At 68.6% G+C, this 18,644-nt stretch carries 17 protein-coding genes; 12 read left to right on the plus strand and 5 right to left on the minus strand.

Annotated features, from left to right (window positions below; translation table 11 throughout):
• From ON21_RS15660 to ON21_RS15670, 3 genes are all read right to left on the minus strand, one after another.
• Positions 1-1,582 (minus strand): amino acid adenylation domain-containing protein (locus tag ON21_RS15660; RefSeq protein ID WP_039798707.1); only part of this gene is annotated, 1,582 nt, incomplete at its 3' end.
• Positions 1,583-2,200: 618 nt separating this feature from the next.
• A complete protein-coding gene (locus ON21_RS15665) occupies positions 2,201-2,935 on the minus strand; it encodes a cache domain-containing protein (protein WP_051020842.1) in 735 nt (244 codons plus the stop codon).
• A 3-nt stretch (positions 2,936-2,938) separates the two neighbouring features.
• Complete coding sequence (locus ON21_RS15670) at positions 2,939-3,685, minus strand: FadR/GntR family transcriptional regulator (RefSeq protein WP_083880648.1); 747 nt, start codon at positions 3,683-3,685, stop codon at positions 2,939-2,941.
• A 411-nt stretch (positions 3,686-4,096) separates the two neighbouring features.
• Here ON21_RS15670 and ON21_RS15675 point away from each other — a divergent pair, with 411 nt between their 5' ends.
• Positions 4,097-4,348: a hypothetical protein gene (locus tag ON21_RS15675; protein WP_039798709.1), complete on the plus strand. Its 252-nt coding sequence runs from the start codon at positions 4,097-4,099 to the stop codon at positions 4,346-4,348.
• Positions 4,349-4,480: 132 nt separating this feature from the next.
• On the opposite strand, the gene ON21_RS15680 is transcribed toward ON21_RS15675, so the two are convergent.
• Both ON21_RS15680 and kdgD read right to left on the minus strand, forming a co-directional pair.
• The gene (locus ON21_RS15680) at positions 4,481-6,082 is read right to left on the minus strand and encodes an aldehyde dehydrogenase (NADP(+)) (protein ID WP_039798711.1); all 1,602 of its coding nucleotides are present in this window, start codon (positions 6,080-6,082) and stop codon (positions 4,481-4,483) included.
• A complete protein-coding gene (gene kdgD / locus ON21_RS15685; protein ID WP_039798713.1) occupies positions 6,082-6,996 on the minus strand; it encodes a 5-dehydro-4-deoxyglucarate dehydratase in 915 nt (304 codons plus the stop codon). The genes ON21_RS15680 and kdgD overlap by 1 nt, the downstream gene beginning before the upstream one ends.
• Before the next feature lie 102 nt (positions 6,997-7,098).
• Here kdgD and ON21_RS15690 point away from each other — a divergent pair, with 102 nt between their 5' ends.
• The 11 genes from ON21_RS15690 (at position 7,099) to ON21_RS15740 (ending at position 18,626) form a co-directional block, all read left to right on the plus strand.
• Positions 7,099-8,022 carry a LysR substrate-binding domain-containing protein gene (locus ON21_RS15690; protein ID WP_039798715.1) on the plus strand — a complete coding sequence of 308 codons (924 nt, stop codon included), beginning with the start codon at positions 7,099-7,101 and terminating at the stop codon, positions 8,020-8,022.
• A 125-nt stretch (positions 8,023-8,147) separates the two neighbouring features.
• The gene (locus tag ON21_RS15695; RefSeq protein ID WP_039798716.1) at positions 8,148-9,554 is read left to right on the plus strand and encodes an MFS transporter; all 1,407 of its coding nucleotides are present in this window, start codon (positions 8,148-8,150) and stop codon (positions 9,552-9,554) included.
• Entirely contained in the window at positions 9,551-10,897 is a 1,347-nt protein-coding gene (gudD, locus tag ON21_RS15700) for a glucarate dehydratase (RefSeq protein ID WP_039798717.1), read from the plus strand. The genes ON21_RS15695 and gudD overlap by 4 nt, the downstream gene beginning before the upstream one ends.
• A gap of 151 nt (positions 10,898-11,048) precedes the next feature.
• Complete coding sequence (locus tag ON21_RS15705) at positions 11,049-11,612, plus strand: hypothetical protein (protein ID WP_051020843.1); 564 nt, start codon at positions 11,049-11,051, stop codon at positions 11,610-11,612.
• Positions 11,609-12,232: a hypothetical protein gene (locus ON21_RS35855; protein ID WP_051020844.1), complete on the plus strand. Its 624-nt coding sequence runs from the start codon at positions 11,609-11,611 to the stop codon at positions 12,230-12,232. The genes ON21_RS15705 and ON21_RS35855 overlap by 4 nt, the downstream gene beginning before the upstream one ends.
• Positions 12,233-12,249: 17 nt before the next feature.
• Positions 12,250-13,125: a lysophospholipid acyltransferase family protein gene (locus tag ON21_RS15715; RefSeq protein ID WP_245562618.1), complete on the plus strand. Its 876-nt coding sequence runs from the start codon at positions 12,250-12,252 to the stop codon at positions 13,123-13,125.
• An 88-nt stretch (positions 13,126-13,213) separates the two neighbouring features.
• Positions 13,214-15,076, plus strand: a complete 1,863-nt coding sequence (locus ON21_RS15720) for a hypothetical protein (protein ID WP_051020851.1) — start codon at positions 13,214-13,216, stop codon at positions 15,074-15,076.
• On the plus strand, positions 15,073-15,261 hold the full coding sequence (locus tag ON21_RS15725) for a hypothetical protein (RefSeq protein WP_039798718.1): 189 nt from the start codon (positions 15,073-15,075) through the stop codon (positions 15,259-15,261). Before ON21_RS15720 ends, ON21_RS15725 begins: the two co-directional genes overlap by 4 nt.
• On the plus strand, positions 15,261-15,647 hold the full coding sequence (locus tag ON21_RS15730) for a hypothetical protein (protein WP_039798719.1): 387 nt from the start codon (positions 15,261-15,263) through the stop codon (positions 15,645-15,647). The genes ON21_RS15725 and ON21_RS15730 overlap by 1 nt, the downstream gene beginning before the upstream one ends.
• Positions 15,644-16,981: a hypothetical protein gene (locus ON21_RS15735; RefSeq protein WP_039798720.1), complete on the plus strand. Its 1,338-nt coding sequence runs from the start codon at positions 15,644-15,646 to the stop codon at positions 16,979-16,981. The genes ON21_RS15730 and ON21_RS15735 overlap by 4 nt, the downstream gene beginning before the upstream one ends.
• A 157-nt stretch (positions 16,982-17,138) precedes the next feature.
• Complete coding sequence (locus ON21_RS15740; RefSeq protein ID WP_039798721.1) at positions 17,139-18,626, plus strand: carboxylesterase/lipase family protein; 1,488 nt, start codon at positions 17,139-17,141, stop codon at positions 18,624-18,626.
• The last annotated feature ends 18 nt before the right edge of the window (positions 18,627-18,644 follow it).

Below are 18,644 nucleotides of genomic sequence, written 5' to 3' on the forward strand. Positions count from 1 at the left end.
CTGGCAACGCCGCCCGATCCAACTTCCCCACCGGCGTCAACGGAATCGCATCCAACACCACGATCGACGCCGGAATCATGTACGCGGGCAACGACTGCGAGATGAAGTCGAACAGCGCCGTGGTGTCGAACTCGGCCCCGATGCCCACCGCGTGCGCCTCCGGCAGCACATAGGACACCAGCATGGTGGTGCCGTTCTGCTGGCGCTTGCCCAAGGTCACCGCGAACTCGACATCGGGATGGCGGCTCAGCGCGTCGTCGATCTCGCCGAGTTCGACGCGGAAACCACGGATCTTCACCTGGAAATCGGAACGTCCCAGGACCTCGATGCCGCCCGCGTTCAGTCGACGGGCCAGGTCGCCGGTGCGGTACATGCGCGATCCCGGATTGCCCGCCTCGCCGCCGAACGGGTTGGCCACGAAGCGCGCCGCGGTGAGACCGCGCCGGTTCAGGTAACCCTCCGCCAGCGCCGGGCCGGACAGGTACAGCTCGCCGATCACTCCGGCCGGGGCCGGGCGCAAGCGGGAGTCCAGCACGAACAGGCCGAATCCCGGTATCGCGCTGCCGATGGTGATGGTCTCGCCGGCGACGAGCGGCGCACTGCTGGTCGCGATGACCGTGGCCTCGGTGGGACCGTAGCCGTTGATCATCGCGCGGCCGTCTCCGCTCCAGCGGCTGACCAGGTGCGGGCCGAACCGGTCGCCGATGACCATCACGACGCGCAGGTCCGTGAGACCCGCCGGATCGACCGATTCCAGCGCTCCGGGCGTGATCAGCATGTGGGTGACGCGTTCGCGCCGTAGCAGGTCGGCGAGTTCGAACCCGCCGAACACGGTCGGCGGCGCGATCACGAGGGTGGATCCGGTGGCGAAGGCGAGCAGCAGTTCCAGCACCGACACGTCGAAGTTCGGCGAGCAGATGTGCATCACCCGCGAGCCTTCGGTGACGTCGTAGCGCTCCCGCTCGGACGCCACCATCGCGCCCAATCCGGAGTGGGTGACCACGACCCCCTTGGGCCGACCGGTCGACCCCGAGGTGAAGATGACGTAGGCGGGATGCTGCTCGGTGAGCGGTCGCACCCGATCGGCGTACGACACCGGGTGCGCAGGCCGCTGCGCGATCCGCTCCTGGTCCCCGGGGCTGTCGAGTTCGATCCACGGGATGGACGTGCCGAACGCTTCGCGGTACGCGGAGGTGGTCAGGCCGAGCGCGGCTCCGGAATCGGACACCATGTACGCGATCCGCTCCGGCGGGTAGGTGGGATCGATCGGCACGTAGGCGGCGCCCGTTTTGGCGATGGCCCACACCGACAGCACCGACTCGACGGAGCGGCGAATGCCGATGGCCACCACATCGCCGGGCCCCAGTCCCCGGTCGATCAACTCCCGCGCCAGCCGCGACGAGGCTTCGTCGAGTTCTCGATAGGTCAACTGCGTGGCATCGGCGGGATCACCTGTCGGACTGAACCGGATCGCCACCGTGTCGGCGGCGGACTCGACCGCGGCCGTGAGCAGTTGCCCGAAGAGTAGACCGCCAGAACGGCGACGGCGGTTTCCACGCGCAGAACGGCGGTCCATCTTCATTTCCGTGCTTTCTCCTTCAGGTGGTGCCGGCACTCGCGGCCGTACACCAACGATCCAACCCACAACCTCACTACTTGCTCGCGATGGTGTCGCAGACAGCCCGGGAGCTCTCTCGCGAGAAGCCTCGGACCGTCTGGCCCCGTCGGGACAGTACACAGCCGGTAACCCGCTTACGGCACGGCATACGGCGGTGCCGGCGAATTATGCTGTGTCTCACACCTTTCACTGATCAAGTGTGCCAATGCGGCACCGACTCAGACGATGATTCCGGCCGACTCGCTTCCGCGGCTGCGGCGATTCCGTTGCGGGAGTTGCCTCCCGCATCGCCGAATGGCATGCCCAACAGGCGTTTCGGATGGCATCGGCGGCGTGTCCGCGGGCCCGCGGTCCGGTCAGAACCTCGGCGATCCGGTCTCCGCAATGGTCGCCTCCCGCTCGATCGGCGCGGCGTGCGCGGTCGACGGTGGTGCGAGGAGTGTGGCCGGCACGAGGAGGCCTGCGGGGATCGCCGTCATGGAGACGAGTATTCGGTGAACTCCTCGGTGCCGCACGACCCCATTCATCGGGGCGTACCGCACACCATCCGGCGCAGGCGGCCCGTATCGCTGTCGAGCGGCATCAGTGCGAGTCCAGCGCCTGCAGCGACCAGGGCGTTGCCTCGATCGGCACCGCCGGGGCGGATCGGGCCATGCGGCCGGTTCTGGATCCGGTGGTGAATTCGGGATCGGTTCCCATGATGACCCGGCCCTCGCTGTTGATCAGCACCACCCGCTGACCGAACGCACGGAATCGGGGGAGCAGGACCTCCTCGATCGAAGCGACCGGAACGTCGGCGCCCGCGATTCCGATAAACGCTCCCGAATCGATCGTCACCGGGATTGCGAAGGTACAGACGTACTGATCGGTACACGCGTAATCGAGGCACGGCCCATGCACCCAGCGCCGGCCCTGGTCGCGCGGAATCGTGAACCATTCCATGGTCGTATAGTCGTAGAAATACTCATTGTGCGGATTCAATTCCAGCACAAGGCGTTGCGGTCCGCGGTTCGCGTCGAGCGACCACCATTCCAGGTATCGCGGACTATCCGCCAGAACCCCGTCGGCCATCACGACGCCGGCGCCTTCGAGCAGTTTTTCGCGCCGCTCGAGCTCGCCGACGATGGTGTCGCGCAGCGGTGCGAGGTCGGTCGAGCGGGGCGGTTGCTGCAGTTTCTCGGTCGCGCTTTCCCACAGTGTCGCCAAGCCTGCGCCGATGACGCCCAGTGAGAGGTAGATCTCCTCGGCCAGCTCTGTGACGGCATGAACGAGTGACTCGACGGCCCCCGGGGTGGAAAAACTATCGGTATCCCTCATCGATCAACTGAGCTCCAAGCGTAGGGCGACGAGGCGGCGGATGCGTGACTCGGTTTGTGATTCTGCCAGCTCTCTCGCCCGCGTGTCGTCTTCTCTTTCGATCGCATCCACCAGATCGCCATGAGCGGTGGCTTCGGCCGCCGGGTCGAGTTTCAGTCGCGGCAACCACAGGAAGGTCGAGAGCTCCGCCTGTAGCGCGACTTGGGCGCGAGTCAAGCGGGTGGATTGCGCGCACACCGCCATCTCGATATGGAAGCGGCTATCGGCCCGGCGTGCCGAAATGGGCTCGCTGCTGTTCTTCAGCCGGTCGGCCAGCGAACGCAGGCGCGCGATATCGGCCCGCAACCCGCGGCGCGCGGCGAACACGGCGGCGGCTCCGGTGACGGCGAAGTGTTCGTCCCCCAGATCGCGCAATTCTTGGATGCTCATTTCTTGCAAGCGCGCCAACGAGCTGGTCTCGAGGATTTCCGCCGCGCCGCGGATGAAGCTGCCGCCCCCGCGGCCGCGCTTGGTCTGCACGATTCCCTGCTGCCGCAGTACGGCCAGCGCCTCCCGGAGGGTCATGGTCGACACCCCGAGTTGGTTGGCGAGATCGGTCTCGCTCGGCAACTGCTGGCCGTCGACCATCAAGCCGAGGCTGATGGCGGCACAGAGTCGCTGCACCACGGCTTCGGTCTTCGGACCGCCGCCCTCGAGGGGCGCCAGTACGGCGCCGAGGGCGGTCAATCCGGCGCTCTCCTGCTTGGACAACGCGACTCCTCGGTGGGATGTAACTCGATCCTAGCCAACGGACAATTGAAATATGAACTCTAGGGTCAGAGGTACATATCGCTCGTCGAATGGCCCCGTCCGGCGCCCACCGGAGTCGCGCCCGCATGCTGTGTGGTCCGCCGAAGGTCTCGTTCCGGTTCCGCCTCCCCGGTGAACTTAACGCAATCCTTACCGGCCGGCCGTTGAACTATGAAATCTAATGTCTTATGTTCAAAGGCGTGGAACTGCCTCTCTGGGCACCGGGACGCGGCGGCGTCACCGACAGCCATTGTGTGCACCGACGGTCACCCCACCGCCACCGTGTCGAGTCAACGGCGCGAAGGGGAGTGCGGCCGGTAGTACACGGTCGGCGCAAAGACAAGCAAAACTCCAGGCTGCAAGGTATCGACGATGGATAACGTGCGCCATACCGAAGTCGACGGTGTATGCGTGACGTGGCGTTTCGTGCAACACCACCTGATCGCGATCGTCGCCGTGGACAACACCTCGGATGCTTCCCGCATGGTTGCGTTCGGCCCGGGGAACTACCCCGACCTCGCGCAGGCGCGAGAACTCCTTCCGGAACTGACGCGGTTGTGGGATGCCGTGCGCCGCGAATTCTGGGCGAAACTCATCCCTCCGTTGCAGCAGGCGTGGGCGTGAACCGGATCCCGCTACCTCGGGGCATGCGCCCCGGCGATGTGCCGTTTCGGCGTCGGATCGCCCTCGCCGCCTGCGGCTGCGCGCCCGGCCGCTGAGCCGAGCGCGCAGCTTCGTACCCGCGCGGACCGGATCTCAGTCCCGCGTGATCGCCCCGTCCACGCGCCGCCAGATGCCGAGCGGGTTGTCCGCGCGGATCTCGTCGGCGAGAAGGTCGTCGGGGACGTTCTGGTAGGCGACCGGGCGGAGGAATCGCTCGATGGCGCGGCTGCCGACGGACGTGGTCGACGGCGCGCTGGTCGCGGGGAACGGACCGCCGTGCACCACCGCGTGGCCGACTTCCACCCCGGTGGGCCAGCCGTCGAAGAGCACCCGGCCCGCGATCAGTTCGAGCCGGGCCAGCAGGGTACCGGCGAGCTCGCGATCCGCGGCCACGGCGTGCACCGTGGCGGTGAGCTGGCCCTCGAGCTCGCCCACGAGTGCGGCGAACTGCTCCGCTCCGGTCACCCGGACGATGATCGAGGCGGGCCCGAACACCTCCTCCTGGAGTTCCCGATCGGCCAGGAACCGTTCACCGGTGGTCACGAACAGCTGCGGCACGCCGGTGCAGACCACCCCGGCGTCGCTGCCCTTCGCGGCGGTCCGCACGGCCTCGGTCGCGGCCAGGCGGCGCACGCCCGCGGTGAACGCGGAGGCGATGCCCGCGTTGAGCATCGGCGCGCCGGACGCGGCGGCGACCGCCGCACTCGCCGCGTCGACGAAATCGTCGGCGCCGGGGCCGTCGGCCAGGAAGACCAGGCCGGGGCTCGTGCACAGCTGTCCGACGCCCGTGGTGAGCGAGGCGACGAATTCGGCGCCCAACCGCGCGCCGTGCTCGGCGAGGGCGCCCGGCAGCACGAAAACCGGATTGACACTGGACATCTCGGCGAAAACGGGGATGGGTACCGGCCGCGCCGCGGCCGCCGCGACGAGCGCGAGCCCGGCCCGCCGTGAACCGGTGAAGCCGACCGCCCGGATTCGTGGGTCGCGCACCAGCGCCAAACCGGTGTCCACGCCGCCGTGGATCAGCGAGAAGGTGCCTTCGGGCAGGTTGTGCTCCTGGACGGCCGCCCGGATCGCACGGCCCACCAGTTCGGAGGTGCCCGGATGAGCGGGGTGAGCCTTGACCACCACGGGCGCACCCGCCGCCAGGGCCGAGGCGGTGTCGCCACCGGCAACGGAGAAGGCGAGGGGAAAGTTGCTCGCCGCGAACACCGCGACCGGTCCGAGCGGGATCCGGCGCTGCCGGAGATCGGGCTTGGGCAGCGGGCTGCGCGCCGGGTCGGGCCGGTCCAACCGGGCGCCGGTCCAGCTGCCCTCGCGGACCACGTCGGCGAAGAGCCGGAGCTGGCCGGTGGTGCGGCCGATCTCCGAGCGCACCCGGGCCTCGGGCAGCCCGGTCTCGCCGATCACCCGGTCGACCAGGACATCGCCGAGCGCCTCGATCTCGCGCGCGATGCTCTCCAGGAACGCCGCGCGCGCACCGAAGCCGGTGTGCCGGTAGCGCTCGAAGGCGGTCTCGGCCAGTTCGGCGGCGCGGGCGACCGTCGCGGCGTCGGCTTCGCCGTACACCGGATCGAGGTCGGCGCCGGTCGCCGGGTTCGTCGCGTGGAACGGCCCGGCGGAGCCGGGGACGTCCGCGGCGCCCACCAAGTTGGCGCCGGTCAGATGCGCGGCATCGATGCGTGCGGTGGTCATCAGCTCACTTTCTTCACGAGGTCGGCCAGCTCGGCGAGTTCGGCGTCGTCGAGGTCGGTCAGCGGGCTGCGGACCGGGCCCGCCGGGCGTCCGATCACTTTCATGCCCGCCTTGATGATGCTCACCGCGTAGCCGGGCTTGCGGTTGCGCAGGTCGCAGTAGGGGATCACGAAGTCGTTCAGCGCGGTGCGCACGAACTCGGTGTCGCCGCGGCGCAGTGCCCGGTAGAAGGCGAGGGCGAACTCCGGGACGAAGTTGTAGATCGCCGAGGAGTAGGTGGTGACGCCGAGCGCCAGGTACGGCAGCGCGAACATCTCCGCGGTCGGCAGTCCGCCCACGTAGGTGAGCCGGTCGCCGAGGGCGGCGTAGATGCGGGTCATCTGCTCGATGTTGCCGATGCCGTCCTTGAACCCGATCAGGTTCGGGCACCGGTCGGCGAGTTCGGCGACGGCGGTCTCGGTGTAGGCGGCGTTGGCCCGGGAATAGATGATCACGCCGAGATCGGTGGCCGCGCACACCTGCCGGACGTGCGCGACCAGTCCCTCCTGACTCGCCTCGGTGAGGTAGGGCGGCAGCAGCAGGATCCCGTGCGCGCCCGCGCGTTCGGCCGCCCGTGCCATCTCCACCGCGGTGGCGGTGCCGTAACCGGCCGGTGCGATCACCGGCAGTCCCTCGGGCGCCTCGGCCACCGCGGCGGTGACCACCTGCTCCACTTCGGCGGGCGTCAACGAGAAGAATTCGCCCGTGCCGCCCGCCGCGAACAGACCGGCCGCGGCGTAGCCGCCGAGCCAGGCGATGTTCTCCCGATAGGCGGCCTCGTCGAACGAGCCGTCGGCACGCAGATGGGTGACCGGAAAGGACAGCAGTCCGGAGCCGAGCTTTCGGGCGATGTCCTGCGGTGCGGCTGTGGTCATAGGGCTCTCCTGTTCGATGGGCCTGCTGAGCCCACCCTAGGAACCATTTATGATTCACGTCCAACACTGTTTGCATATCTTTCAATACAAGGTCGGTATCGGATGTTCACCTTTGTGCAGCTCACCCACTTCGTGGCCGTCGCCGAGGAACTGCACTTCGGACGCGCCGCGGAACGCCTCCGGATGACCCAGCCGCCGTTGAGCAGGCAGATCCAACTGCTCGAGAAGGAAGTGGGCGCTGAGCTGTTCGATCGCGCCAACCGCACCGTCCGGCTCACCCGGGCCGGTCAGGCGTTCCTGGTGGACGCCCGCCGCCTGTTACAGCAGGCCGAGCGCGCGACTTTGGCGGTGCGCCGGGTGTCGGCGGGCACCGGCGGGGTGCTGCGCGTCGGTTTCACCGGCGCCAGCGTGCACTCCGGCTTGCCGCTGGTGCTGGCGACCGCACGCTCGCTGCTGCCCGACGTCGACGTGGAGCTCCGCGAACTCGTGACGATGGATCAGGTGGAGGCGCTCTCGGAGGGATCGCTGGATCTGGGCATGGTGCGCCCGCCGATCACCCGGCCCGACCTGACCACCCGTACCTTCGTGCGTGAAGGCCTGATCGCCGCGTTGCCCGCCGGTCATCCGCTGGCCACCTCGGACGAACCGCTGCCGGTGGCGTCACTGCACGGCGCGGACATGGTCATGCATGCCCCGGTCGAAGCCCGCTATTTTCACGAATTGGTGACCAGCGCGCTGCACGCGGCGGCGGTGGTGCCGGTGGTGACCCAGTACATGACGCAGGTGCACAGCATCCTCGCGCTGGTCAACCTGGGGTGGGGCGTGGCGCTGGTGCCCGAATCGGCGGCGGGGATGCGGTTCGACAATGTGCGGTACCGGCCGCTGGCCGGGGTCGGGAAGAGGGTGGAACTCGATCTGGTCTGGCGGCAGGACAACGAGAACCCGGCTCTGGCCCGCTTGCTCCGAGGGTTGGACGAACAGGACGCATCGCCGTCCGATACCTTTCCTGTATCGATTCATCCGTAATTAGTGTTGGACGGGAATCGTGCCTGCTCTCTAAGTTCGGTGCTGTGAGGCGAGTCACTCGCCCCGATGATCTATTCGCACAGCACCGCGGAGCGCGGTGGTGGTTCGACCGAAAGGAGTGGACGATGTCGTTCACTCGGCAGCCGACGGCAGAACTGGATGCGGCCGTAGCCAAATTCTTCCGACGTGTCGTTCCGCTGTTCATCGTCATGTTGATCTGCAACCAGATCAACCGCGCCAATATCGGCTACGCCCGCGAATATCTCGAGGCGGATGTCGGCATCGGTGCCGCCGCCTACGGGTTCGGCGCGGGCGTGTTCTTCTTCGCCTACGCGCTGTTCGAATTGCCGAGCAACGTGATGATGGAGAAGTTCGGCGCCCGGATCTGGCTCACCAGGATCATGGTCAGCTGGGGGTTGATCTCCGCGGCGATGATGTTCGTGCAGAGCGCGACGATGTTCTATGTCCTGCGTTTCCTGCTCGGCGCCGCCGAGGCGGGATTCTTCCCCGCCGTGATCTTCTACCTGGCCAAGTGGCTGCCCAACAGCCACCGCGGCCGCGCCACCGCGCTGTTCGTCGCGGGGTCGTCGATCGCGGCCGCGATCTCCGGGCCGCTGTCGGGCCCGCTGCTCTCGCTCGACGGCGGTGCGGGCCTGCACGGCTGGCAATGGATGTTCGGAATCGAGGGAATGGTCTCGGTGATCGTCGGCTGTATCGCCTTCTTCTTCCTCGATTCCCGGATCGAAGACGCGAAATGGCTGACGGCGGGGCAGCGGAAAACGCTGAGCGACACCATCGCCGCCGAAGAAGTCGACAAAGCCGTGAATTCGGGCGTCGCGCACAAAGCATCGCGTTGGCGCATGCTCGCCGATCCGAAACTGCTGCTGTTCTGCTGGATCTATTTCGCCATCCAGCTCTCGATCTACGCCAACACCTTCTGGCTGCCCTCGATCATCCGTCGCATCGACGGCGTGAACGACATCACCGTCGGTCTGCTGGCCTCCCTGCCGTGGATCTGCGCCGTGGCCGCCATGTACCTCTCGGCCCGGATCGGTGACCGCACCGGCAACCGGCGGCCGCTGTTGATCATCGCGCTGCTCACCGCGGCGGCCGGCACCTATCTGGCCGCTATCGCCTCGCCGTGGCTCGCCTTGGTGTTCCTGTGCATCGCCGCCATGGGCTTCAAGAGCGCCAGCCCGCTGTTCTGGTCCATCCCGCAGTCGGGGCTGCACCCACTGGTGCTTGCGCCCGCCATCGCCATCATCAACTCCATCGGCAATCTCGGCGGCTTCGTCGCACCGTACGGCTTCGGCCTGGTGAAATCGGCGACCGGCGAGGTGACCTGGGGTCTGTACGCGCTGGCCGCCGCCTCGGTGCTGGCCGCCGCGTCGGTGCTGCTGGTGCGTCGCAACACGCGATCCGCCGCCGTCGGCACCGGCGTCCGCGCCGATCCCGCCGACCATGCCGCAGATCGCGCGCCGGTCGGTTCCCCGAACGCACTCGCCGGCACCACTCTGGAGAATCGGTCATGACATCCTCGCCCCGCATTCCTCGCGTCATCGACATGCGCGTCGTGCCGATCGCGGGCCACGACAGCATGCTGCTCAACTTGAGCGGCGCCCACGCTCCCTACTTCACCCGGAACCTGGTGATCCTCATCGATTCCGAGGGCCGCACCGGCGTGGGGGAGGTGCCCGGCGGCGAACGCATCCGTGCCACCCTCACCGACGCCAGGGAGTTGGTGCTCGGCCGCTCGGTCGGCGAGTTTCACGCCGTGCTCGGCGACATCCGCCGCGCGTTCGCCGCCCGCGACGCGGGTGGGCGCGGCAACCAGACCTTCGACCTGCGGGTCGCCGTGCACGCCGTCACCGCCGTCGAATCCGCGCTGCTGGATCTGCTGGGCAAGCATCTGGACGTGCCGGTGGCCGCGCTGCTGGGCGACGGCGTGCAGCGCACCGCGGTGCCGGTGCTCGGCTATCTGTTCTTCGTCGGCGACCGCACCCGCACCGACCTGCCGTACCGATCCGCCGCCGACGAGCCCGCCGATGCCGACACCTGGCAGCGGGTGCGGCACGAGGCGGCGCTCACTCCGGACGCAGTGGTCACGCTCGCCCGCGCCGCGCGTGAGCGCTACGGGTTCCGTGACTTCAAGCTGAAGGGAGGCGTGCTGGCCGGGCGGGAGGAGGCGGCCGCGGTCCGCGCGCTCGCCGAGGAGTTCCCGGACGCTCGCATCACGTTGGACCCCAACGGCGGGTGGTTGCTGAGCGAGGCGGTGGAGTTGTGCCGCGAACTCACCGACGTTCTCGCCTACGCCGAAGACCCGGTCGGCCCGGAGGGCTCCTACTCCGGCCGTGAGGTGATGGCGGAGTTCAAGCGGGCCACCGGCCTGCCGACGGCCACCAACATGATCGCCACCGACTGGCGCGAACTGGGCCACACCGTCCGGGCGGGCGCGGTCGACATCCCGCTGGCAGACCCGCACTTCTGGACCATGGCCGGCTCGGTGCGCGTCGCGCAGTTGTGCGACGCGTGGGGGCTGACCTGGGGGTCGCACTCCAACAACCACTTCGACGTCTCGCTGGCGATGTTCACCCACGTCGCCGCGGCCGCCCCCGGCAACATCACCGCGATCGACACCCATTGGATCTGGCAGGACGGCCAGCGCATCACGCGGGAGCCCTACCGCATCGTCGACGGACTGCTCTCCTTGCCGTCCCGCCCTGGTCTGGGCGTCGAACTCGACGAGGAACGGGTCGCCGCCGCGAACGAGCTCTACCACAGGGAGGGGTTGGGCGACCGCGACGACGCCGCGACCATGCAGTACCTCGTGCCGGGGTGGCGCTTCGACAGCAAGCGTCCGGCGCTGGTGCGCTGAACTCACCGCGGGCCGGCCGGACACGACGGATGAGGGGCGTCCGGCCGGCCCGGCTGATCGGCGGTGTCGTCGAAGCCTTTTGACGAACATATGTTTGGGACCACGCTCGAGAGGCATTACCCCAGCGGACAAGCTCGACAAGGAGGTTCAGATGTCGGCTGGAGTATGGGTAATCATCGTCGTCATCGCCATTGTCGTCGTCGCAGCCGTTGTCGCGCTCCTGGTGTGGCCGATGCTGCGCAGGCAGCGGCTACGCCGCAGGTTCGGCCCCGAGTACGACCGGACGGTTCGGGAACACGAGGACCGCAAGACCGCCGAGCGGGAACTCGCCGAACGCGAGCGCAGGCACGCGCAACTGCGGTTGCGCGAGCTGTCGGACGACGAGAAGCGGGTCTATTCCACCCGCTGGGTAGAGGTGCAGGAACGATTCATCGACGACCCCGCCGGGGCGTTGACCGAAGCCGACCGCCTCGTCACCACGATCATGTCCGAGCGCGGCTACCCCACGGAGAACTACGAGCAGCAGGTGGCTGATCTCTCGGTGGAGCATGCCGAGCCGCTGGGCCACTATCGCGCCGCGCACGACATCGCGACCCGCCCCGCGGGGGCGGCGGTGTCCACCGAGGACCGGCGCACGGCCATCGTGCACTACCGGGAAGTGTTCCAGGATCTGATCGGCGTGGGCGGCGAGGGCAAGAAGGACGTGAAAGCATGAGCACCGAATCCGAGCGCCGGCCGTACGGCGATGGCACGGAACAGAATTCGGCGGCAGCAGGGCAGCGCGGGGCCGAGCCGCGCTACGCCGGAGCCGGGGAGACCGACCGCGCGCAGCAAGCCGGGCCGGTCGGAGAACCCGCGGCGACACAGCGCGACCCCGGACAGGTCCCGGCTTCCGGTGGGATCGACGACGCCCAGCGCGCACAGACCACCGGTGCGGCGCACGAAGCCCACGGATCGGAGCCGGCCTCCGAGACCTCCGCGCGACAGGATGCGATCGGTGCCCCCGGGGCTACCGAGTCGGCCGCCGCGCCGAACGCGCCGACGGCCGGTACCGCGGATGCTCAGCCCGCGCCGTTGCTGCCCGAAGGTGATCTGGATCGCCTGCGCACCAAGTGGCGGGAAGTTCAGGTCACCTTCGTCGACAATCCCAGGGACGCGGTCGCCCGCGCCGACGAACTGCTCGGCGACACCATCCACCAGCTGACCACCACCTACGACCAGCGCAAACGCGAACTGGACGAGCGGCTCGGCGACACGTCCGACACCGAGGGGCTGCGGCAGGCGCTACGGGGATACCGGGCGTTCTTCGACCAGCTGCTCTCGATCGGCGGCTAGCCGGGAAGCCGTTGGTCGTGAAGATCTTCCGATTGGCCGGCGGGACGGTCGAGCGGGCGACGGACTGGGTCGCCCGGCAGGTGAAAGCGCGGGTTCCCACCGCCGACCCCGCCGATCGCGACCCGGAGTTCATCGCCGACACCGTGGATCTGGGCTGGCTTCTCGTCCGCCTCTACTTCCGGGCTGAGGTGCGCGGCCTGGAACGGATTCCCGAACAGGGGCCGGTTTTGCTGGTGGGCAACCACTCCGGCGGGAACGTGTCGCCGGAGGTCTTGGTGACGACGCTGGCCTTCGTCCGCCGTTTCGGCCCGGACCGTCCCTTCTTCCAGCTCGCCCACGACATGGTGATGGCCTATCCGGTGATCGGCTCGTTGCTGCGCCGCTTCGGGACGGTCAACGCCGACCCGGGCAATGCCGAGCAAGCGCTGCGCGAGGGCGCGGCGGTGCTGGTCTACCCCGGCGGCGATTGGGAGGTGCACCGTCCGACCTGGGAAGAGGACCGGATCGACTTCGCCGGTCGCACCGGATTCCTGCGCCTGGCCTGGAACGAGCGGGTTCCGATCGTGCCGGTGGTGAACATCGGCGCGCAGCAGACTCAGTTGGTGCTCACCCGCGGTGATCGGATCGCGCGCCTGCTGCGGCTGGATCGGATGCTGCGGCTGAAGGTGTTCCCGATCTCGATCGCGCTGCCGTGGGGACTGGACGTCGGGGATCTTGCTGGGCATCTGCCGTTGCCCAGCAAGATTACCGTCGAATTTCTCGACCCGATCGATCTGCGCTCGACAGTGGGTCCGGAGCTGGATCTGGACGCCGCCTACCGGCACGTCACCGGAGTCATGCAGGGCGCGCTGACCAGGCTGGACGAAGAACGGGCCTTGCCGATCGTCGGCTGAACGGGAAGAGGCGCGCCGTTTCCGCCGCCGCACACCCGATTCGCGATACCGTTAGTAACATATATCAGCTCGTGTGATGGAGGTCACCATGCGCGACGTCGCGCATGCAAGGCTCGACTGGTTCGCCGCGCCAGGCACCGAGGGCGGTGGCGCGGCGCTGGATCAGGTGGCGATCATGACCGGCGCCGCCGGTCTGGTCGCGGCCGTTCTGCTGTGGGTCGGGTATCTGCACCGAACCCGCCGGATCACCTGGCTACAGCGCGTCGCCGATCGCCTCGGGCGAGTGTTCAATCGGCCCGGCTGGGTCGCCCTTCCGCTCGCGATGTTCCTCGCGACGATCCTGACGGCGCTGTTGGGCTTCATCTGGGATGTCAGCCTGCACGTCGGCAACGGCCGGGACAACGGGCCGCTGGCGAATCCGGCGCACTACTTCATTCTGGCGGGATTGTTCTTCCTGTTCACCGCCGGGATGTCGGCGATCGTGCTGCCGATGGACGTCAAGCCCGGCGCCGCGGCGGTGCGGATCACCCGCACCTGGTACGCGCCGGTCGGCGGCATCCTCATCGCGGGCGCCGGTCTCTACGCCTTGATCGGCTTCCCCCTCGACGACATCTGGCATCGGATCTTCGGGCAGGACGTCACGCTCTGGGGGCCGACGCATCTGATGCTGATCGGCGGCGCCGGTTTGTCACTGATCGGTGTGCTGCTGCTGGAGTTCGAAGGCAGGCACAGCAAGCCCGAGCCCGACCGCGCCGACGGCAGGCTGATGTGGCTGCTGCGGTCCTTCGCCTTCGGCGGACTGCTCATCGGGCTGTCGGTGTTCCAGGTGGAATTCGACTTCGGGGTGCAGCAGTTCCGGCTCGTCCTGCAGCCGATGCTCATCGCCGCCGCGGCCGCCGTCTGCCTCGTCGCCGCGCGCGCGAGCCTCGGGCCGTTCAGCACACTGGTCGTGGTCGGCTTCGCCGCCCTGGTCCGCGCCGTGGTGGCCGTGCTGGTGGCCGGACCGGTCATCGATGCGCCGCGTAATGTCTTCCCGCTCTATCTCGGCTGCGCGATCGTAGTGGAACTGCTGGCGCTGTTGCCGCTCATTCGGCGGCCGATCTGGTGGGGCGCGCTGTGCGGGCTCGCGATCGCGACAGTCGGGCTGTGGCTCGAATCCCTCTGGGTACGGGCGATGTTCGTCAATCCGTGGCCGGCCGCCATGTGGCCGGAACTGCTGGCGATGGCGGTGCCCACCGGTATCGCGGGCGGTGTCGTCGGCGCACTGCTGGCGATGACGCTGCGCGGCGAGCCGCTGCCGCGCCCGCCGGTGCGGCGCGGATTGATGGTCGCCGCGGTCGTGATCGTGGCGGCTGCCACCGCAAACGGGCTGCTCGTCGACGTGCCGGAGCAGGCCACCGCCACAGTGGCGCTGCGTGACGTCGAATCGGGCCCAGGGGGACGGATGGTGCTGGCGGACGTCCGCGTCACGCCCGCCGACCTCGTCGGCTCCGACCCCGAATGGATGCAGATCCTGTCGTGGCAAGGCGGCATCGGCAGCGACAGCCCAGGCCGCGGTCTGGTTGTCGACCACTTGCAACGAGTGGGCGCGGGGCACTACGTCTCGACCGAACCCGTTCCGGCCTACGGGTCGTGGAAGACCGTTCTGCGGTTGCAGGACGGACGCGTCCTGACCGCGGCGCCGGTGTTCATGGCCGCCGACCCCGGCATCGGCGTGGAAGAGGTGCCCGCGCTGACATCGTTCACCCGCCCGTTCATCGCCGAGATCACGGTGTTGCAGCGAGAACGTTCGTTCGATTACCCGTCCTGGTTGTTCGGCGCGGCATCGCTGGTCGTCCTGGTGTGCAGCCTCGTCCTCGTCGGCGCGCTGTCCTGGGGCGCGGCCCGGATCAACGACCGCTACCCGCACGCGAGCCGAACGGTCGAGGCGGAACCGGCGGTCTCGCGATGACCGGGAGCCCCGACGGCGTGGACGTGCTGGCCGATCACTCGCTGCTGCTGGCGATACCGGCCTTCCTGCCCGCCTTGCTCGTGGTCGCCGTCGTCGTGTTCGTCGCCTTGCGGGACCGCCGCGCCGAGGAGCGCGATCGCACACCCGGTGCACCGTCCGAGCATGGCGCCGAGAAGGAGCAGTGATGGCATCCGTGCGGCGCTGGGGCGCGCTCGTCCTGCTGAGCGGTCTGCTCGTAACCGGCTGCGCGTCCTCCGATCCCGCCAGCACCCCGTCGACGAGCGGGACGGCTGGTGATTCGGACGCTCTCGTCGTCGCCGTCCGAATCGCGGCGGGCTCGGTGAGCCCGGCCGATGTCCGCCTCGAGACCCGGGTGGGACGACCGATCGAAGTCGTGGTCGACAGCGACGCCGAGGACGAACTGCACGTCCACGCCACGCCTCAGCACACCTTCGCGATCACGCCAGGGACCGGTCAGCGGTTCCGCTTCACCGTGGACGTGCCGGGGCGGGTGGAGATCGAACTGCACCATGCCCGGCGAACGGTGGCGACGCTGCTCGTGCGCGGATGACGGTTCTCGCACACGGCATCGGCGGTGCCACCGATCTGCCGATCCCTTTGTCGTACGCGCTCGTCGGAGCCGCCTGGGCCTTGACGTTCTCCTTCGCGGTGCTGGTGCTCGCCTGGCGCGAACCGCGGCTGGATCCCCGATCACCGGGAGTCGCGCTGCCCTCGGTGGTGGGTGCGATCGTGGACTCCGGGGCGGTCCGGGTCGTGATATCGGCTGTGAGTGTGGCCGTCACCCTCGTGGTCGTCGTGATCGGTGTCTTCGGAAGTGCCGATCCCGCGCGCAATCCCGTGCCCGGTGTCGTCTACATCTTCCTCTGGGTCGGTGTCATGGTCGCCTCGCTGGTCGTCGGCCCCGTTTGGAGGGTGTTGTCCCCGGTGCGCGCCGTGCATCGCGCCCTGTGCGCGGTGCTGCGCCGTCCACCGACCCAGGGGCCGGTGCGTTATCCCGGTTCTTGGGGACACTGGCCCGCGGTGCTGGGTCTGTTCTCCTTCGTGTGGATGGAACTGGCTTTTCCGGAACCGGCTTCGGTGGCCGCCGTGACCGCCTGGCTCGTGACATATCTCGTCGTGAACACGATCGGACTGGTCATGTGCGGCACCACGTGGGCCGAGCGTGCCGACCCGCTGGAGGTGTACAGCGGTCTGCTGGGCAGGCTGAGTCCGTTCGGGCGCCGCGAAACCGGCGAACTCGTGCTGCGATCGCCGTTGGACAATCTGGCGGGCACTCCCGTCCGAGTCGGTGCGGTGGCCGTGGCCGCCACCTTGCTCGGCTCGACCGCGTTCGACAGCTTCACCACCTTTCCTCCCTGGCGCGGACTGCTGGCCGACGCCGGTGCCGGCGGATCCGAGGTGCTGCCGACCGTGCTGAAGACGATGGGGCTGCTGGGTTTCATCGTGGTCGTCGGCGGGTTGTTCCGGACTGCCGCCCGGGCGACCGGAGGCCTGCCCGCAGCCGAGCGAAAACTGCTCCCGGATCGCCTCGCGCACAGCCTGACCCCGATCGTCGCGGGCTATCTCGTGGCCCACTACCTCACATTCCTGGTCGAGAAAGGCCAGGCGACGGCGCTGTTGTTCGCGGATCCGTTCGCACGCGGATGGAATCTCGCCGGGCTGGCCGACCGCGACGTCGCCTACCTGCTGTCCACCCATCCCGCGCTGTTGGGAACGATCAAGGTGCTCGCCGTGGTGATCGGCCACATTCTGGGCGTCGCCGCCGCGCACGATCGCTGTCTGCGGCTGCTGCCGCGGGCACATCGGGTCACGGGCCAACTGGCTTTGATGCTGACCATGGTCGGTTTCACCTTCACCGGTCTCTACTTGCTGTTCGAGTCCTGAGGCCTTCCGAGTTCCGCAGCGCAGCAAGCATTTTCGTCAGCGCACGGCAGCGGTTCCCGCGCGAATTCACTGGCTCGAACCCGGCTGCTCGCTCTAGCGTGTCCGCGGGCACGCTCATCGCCCGTGTCATACGTCGGACAGGAAGTGAGTAGGTCGGATGAGGATCCAGCCCGAGATCCGCACGGCTGCCGGGATCGTACGTGGCAGGTGGGAGGACCCCGTCGCCGTGTTCCGAGGCATCCCGTATGCCCGGCCGCCGGTGGGCGAACTGCGGTTCGCGGCTCCCGTGCCGCCACACCCGTGGGACGGCGTTCGGGACGCGCTGGAATTCGGTCCACCCGTACCTTCGGCAGGCCGCGCGACGGCCGGCGCCGACGAGGGCTCCGACGACTGGTTGACGCTCAACGTCTGGGCACCCGACCTCGGCGCCGCCGGACTACCGGTGATGGTGTGGATCCACGGCGGCAAATACCTGGAGGGCACCTCGGGTAACCCACACCACGACGGCGCGACGCTCGCCGGGTGCGGTGCGGTGGTGGTCAGCATGAACTATCGCGTCGGCCTGGAAGGCTTCGCCCACATCGCCGGAGCGCCGGACAACCGCGGGATTCTCGACCAGGCCGCCGCCTTGCGATGGGTACAGGACAATATCGCCGCGTTCGGCGGCGATCCGGGCAACGTCACCGTGTTCGGCCAGTCCGCCGGGGCCGGCTGCATCGCCGCGCTGCTCGCCATGCCGCTGGCGGCGGGGCTGTTTCGTCGAGCGATCGCCCAGAGTCCTCCGGGCACTTTCCTTTCCCGAAGGCTCGCCGCCGCGGTGACGGCGACGATCGTCGCGGAACTCGGTGTCCGGGCCACCCTCGATGAGCTGGCTCGTATCCCTCCGCGCACACTGATCGGCGCGACGGACGCGCTCATCCGGAAGATGCCCGAATTCGTCGATTCCTGGGGTCCCATGGCACTGACCCCGACACCGTTCTCACCCGTCGTCGACGGCGAGCACCTGGCGCGCTCGCCATGGGCCGCGCTCGCCGACGGCGCGGCACGGGACATCGATCTGCTCGTGGGCCACACTCGGGACGAATACCGGCTGTTCGACAACTGGTTCGGCAGCGAGGTGACCGACGAGCAGGTGACCGCCGCCCTCGATCGTCTCGCGCCCGCCCCGCACGGCAGCGACGGCTACCGCGCCGCCTACGCCGACGCCACGGCCGGGGAACTCTATGAAGTCGTCAACTCCGACTGGCTGTTCCGGATGCCCTGCCTACACCTGGCCGACGCCCGGCACGCCGGCAACGGGCACGCCTGGGTCTACGAATTGAGCTGGAGCTACCACCCGGAGCAGGGCGCCTCGCACAGTCTGGATTTCCTGCTCGTGTTCGGCACGCTCGACCTCGACGAGGTGCGGGGCCACCCCGCAGCGGGCCCGAGCGCGGCGGCCGAAGCCATCCGGGTCTCCCGGCACATGCGCACCGATTGGCTGAACTTCGCGACCACCGGCGATCCCGGCTGGGCTCCCTATGATCCGCACACCCGCTCCACCCGCGTGTACAGCGCCGAGCCGGTCACTCGGCCCTACCCCGAAGAACGCTCCCGCCGCATCTGGTCTGCACATCGGTTCGACACCCTGGACCTGGCCACCTGAGATGGCTCCTCGGACCGC

This window comes from Nocardia araoensis NBRC 100135 (assembly GCF_000308435.1).
In the GTDB taxonomy this organism is placed as follows: Bacteria; Actinomycetota; Actinomycetes; order Mycobacteriales; family Mycobacteriaceae; genus Nocardia; species Nocardia araoensis.